Origin of the sequence: Pseudomonas sp. HMWF006, from assembly GCF_003061205.1 — a bacterium.
GTDB lineage: Bacteria > Pseudomonadota > Gammaproteobacteria > Pseudomonadales > Pseudomonadaceae > Aquipseudomonas > Aquipseudomonas monsensis.
The window spans coordinates 1-3,382 of the sequence record NZ_QAIU01000607.1 but is presented as its reverse complement, the minus strand read 5'-3'; the positions used below and the strand labels follow the sequence as shown (position 1 = coordinate 3,382).

The window sequence follows — 3,382 nt, the reverse complement described above, 5'->3', positions numbered from 1 at the left end:
GAGCCGTCCGGTGCGGGAGCGGGCTTGCTCCCATCCAAAGCACCTTGTCGCCTGCTGCGGGGTGGTCTCCCCGAATTCCCAAGGTGCGGTGTACAATCGCGCACTTATACCCTTGATGATCATGCAAAGGATTTTCCGGATGTTGCCGCGCTTTCCTGCCGTCACCCGCTGCCTGTCACTTGCCGCCCTGTGTGTGGCCGGTCCCGTTGCTGCATTGGAGTTTCCCCTGCCACCCCCCGGTGAAGACATCATCGGTCAGGTCCAGGTGATCAAAGCCAAGTACGAAGACACCTTCGCTGACCTGGGAACCAAATACGATCTGGGTTATTCGGAAATGGTCGCCGCCAACCCGGGCGTCGATGCGTGGTTGCCGGGCGCCGGTACCGAAATCGTCCTGCCGACGCGCTTCATCCTGCCGCCGGGGCCGCGCGAGGGCATCGTGATCAACCTCGCCGAATACCGCCTCTATTACTACCCGAAAGGCCGCAACGTGGTGTACACCTTCCCATTGGGTATCGGTCGTGAAGGCTGGGGTTCGCCAATCGCGCACACCTCCATCACTGCGAAGACGCCGAACCCGACCTGGACGCCTCCGGCCTCGATCAAGGCCGAGCACGCCGCTGACGGCGATCCGTTGCCGAACGTGGTGCCGGCCGGCCCGGATAACCCGCTGGGGCCGTTCAAGTTCACCCTCGGCACGCCGGGCTACCTGATCCACGGTTCGAACAAGAAGTTCGGTATCGGCATGCGCACCAGTCACGGCTGCTTCCGCATGTTCAACAACAACGTGCTGGAGATGGCCAGCATGGTGCCGGTCGGTACTTCGGTACGCATCCTCAACGATGCCTACAAGTTCGGTCGCAGTGGCGGCAAGGTCTACCTGGAAGCGCACACGCCTATCGACGACAAGGGCAACCCGTCGGTGGTCGACAAGCACACCGCGGTGATCAACGCGATGCTCAAGCGTGACGACATCACCAACAACCTGCGTATGAACTGGGATGTGGTGCGTGATGTGGTCGCGGCTGAAGATGGCTTGCCAACCGAGATCGGCACGCCGAATACCTCGGCGCCGATTGTCTCGAGCGCGCCGATCGACCTGCAGCAGTAAGGTCTGGTCCGAACCCGTCGATGCGTCAGGCGTCGACGGGTTTTTTATTGCCCGGACGAAAGTGCGGGCAATAAAAAAGCCGACCCAAAAAATGGGTCGGCTTGATAACAATCCCGAGGGATTATTACTTGCGGCTAGCTTTGTCCAGCATACGCAGAGCACGCTCGTTAGCTTCGTCAGCAGTCTGTTGTGCTTTTTGAGCAGCAGCCAGAGCTTCATCAGCTTTACGGTATGCTTCGTCTGCACGAGCCTGGGCGCGAGCAGCTGCGTCTTCAGTAGCGGTCAGACGTGCTTCGGTTTCTTTCGATGCGCTGCTGCAACCGGTAGCCAGAACTGCGGCCAGAGCCAGAGCAGAGAATTTCAGAACGTTGTTCATCGTGTTCCCCTTCAAGGACTTTCAAATTAAGTGGCTGTCTCCTCACGATTGAGGAAATAGCCGGCGTACATACTACCCATTACTTGTAGTAAGTAAACTGACGTAGCGCAAGAAGCAAAAAAAATTGTAGGCGTTGATTCTTTTTCGAGCAACTTTTAACAGGTTGTATAAAAAACACACAGCTGCAAGCCCCGCGCCGAGCGAGTTAATGAGAAAAAGTTCCCTTGGTCGCGTGCTGTTTTCGCAGTCTTGGCTAAAGTCTGACTAGATGACTTCGTCTACACTTTTGTTTCGGTTTTGCGTGCTGCTTCGCTTATCTTTGTCCATGTTGAGGTGACTTTAAAAAAGGCGCTGCGTCTTAAGTCTCAACATCCGGCAATGTTCAGGTGCATCGATCGGGAAGAGGGGCTCCCGCACGATCCCTGCGTCCAACGGAGCAACCCCCGTCAACCACCCGTGATGACGAGTGCACCTTGAGCATTTTTGCCAATGGTGCCTACTATTTATCAGGTGCTCGGTTGCGCGAGATCGGTGTGGCTCTTCTCGGTGTCCATCAGGCACGGGGTGGCGTAGTTGTTCCTTCGCCGGAAAAACATCGGTAAGGTAGGGGTCAGAATCCAAGACCCGCGAGGAGTAGTGATGAGCGAGGCGTTGTCCATCCACCATGACCAGGCTGGTCATCAGTTCGAGACCAATGTGGACGGTCATCGTGCCTACCTGACATACATGGATCTGGGGAAACAGACCCTGGATATCTATCGCACGTTCGTGCCCAATGCCTTGCGTGGTCGTGGCATTGCCGCAGCGCTGACGGAAAGCGCGCTGCAGTACGCCGAAGAAATGGGCTACACGGTGATTCCGTCGTGCTCCTACGTCGAGCGCTACATGGAACGTCATCAGCGCCGCGCCGCGAAGATCTAATCGAACACACACAAAAACGCCGGGCAATGCCCGGCGTCTTTTTATGCCTGCGAAACCTGGATCAGCTGCGCTGACGTTTCGGCAACACGTCCTTGAGCTTGGCGTGCATGCTGCGCAGGGTGTTCTCGGTGGCGGACCAGTCGATGCAGGCATCGGTGATCGACACGCCGTATTGCAGGTCGGCGAGGTCTTTTGGAATCGCCTGGCAACCCCAGTTCAGGTGACTCTCGACCATCAGGCCGATGATCGACTGATTGCCTTCGAGGATCTGGTTGGCGACGTTTTCCATCACCAGCGGCTGCAAGGCCGGATCCTTGTTGGAGTTGGCGTGGCTGCAATCGACCATGATGTTCGGCTTGATCTTCGCCTTGTCCAGCGCCTGCTCGCACAGGGCGACGCTGACCGAATCGTAGTTCGGCTTGCCGTTACCACCGCGCAGCACCACGTGACCGTAGGCGTTGCCCTTGGTGGTGACGATCGACACGCCACCTTCCTGGTTGATACCGAGGAAACGGTGCGGGCTGGACACCGACTGCAGCGCGTTGATCGCCACGGTCAGGCCGCCATCGGTGCCGTTCTTGAAGCCAACGGCCGAAGACAGGCCGGAAGCCATTTCACGGTGGGTCTGGGATTCGGTGGTGCGCGCGCCGATGGCCGACCAGCTGATCAGGTCCTGCAGGTACTGCGGGGAGATCGGGTCGAGGGCTTCGGTGGCGGTCGGCAGGCCTTTTTCGGCCAGATCCAGCAACAGCTGGCGACCGATGTGCAGACCGTCCTGAATCTTGAACGAGTCGTCGAGGTACGGATCGTTGATCAGACCTTTCCAGCCGACGGTGGTGCGCGGCTTCTCGAAGTACACCCGCATGACCAGATACAGGGTGTCGGAGACTTCCTCCGCCAGCACCTTGAGGCGATCGGCGTATTCGTGGGCGGCCTTGATGTCGTGGATCGAACACGGGCCGATCACTACGAAC

4 protein-coding genes are annotated in these 3,382 nt (G+C 58.2%); 2 read left to right on the top strand and 2 right to left on the bottom strand.

The features are described from left to right. Positions 1-139 precede the first annotated feature (139 nt). Entirely contained in the window at positions 140-1,111 is a 972-nt protein-coding gene (locus DBR24_RS28255) for a L,D-transpeptidase family protein (protein WP_123466563.1), read from the top strand. A 124-nt stretch (positions 1,112-1,235) separates the two neighbouring features. Here the strand turns inward: DBR24_RS28255 and oprI are convergent, their stop codons facing one another. Next, the gene (gene oprI / locus DBR24_RS28250) at positions 1,236-1,487 is read right to left on the bottom strand and encodes an outer membrane lipoprotei OprI (protein ID WP_025113130.1); all 252 of its coding nucleotides are present in this window, start codon (positions 1,485-1,487) and stop codon (positions 1,236-1,238) included. Between the two features lie 639 nt (positions 1,488-2,126). Here oprI and DBR24_RS28245 point away from each other — a divergent pair. Next, on the top strand, positions 2,127-2,408 hold the full coding sequence (locus DBR24_RS28245; protein WP_003226804.1) for a GNAT family N-acetyltransferase: 282 nt from the start codon (positions 2,127-2,129) through the stop codon (positions 2,406-2,408). A gap of 61 nt (positions 2,409-2,469) precedes the next feature. On the opposite strand, the gene DBR24_RS28240 is transcribed toward DBR24_RS28245, so the two are convergent. Then, a partial coding sequence (locus DBR24_RS28240; RefSeq protein WP_128616343.1) for a 3-deoxy-7-phosphoheptulonate synthase occupies positions 2,470-3,382 on the bottom strand: 913 nt, incomplete at its 5' end.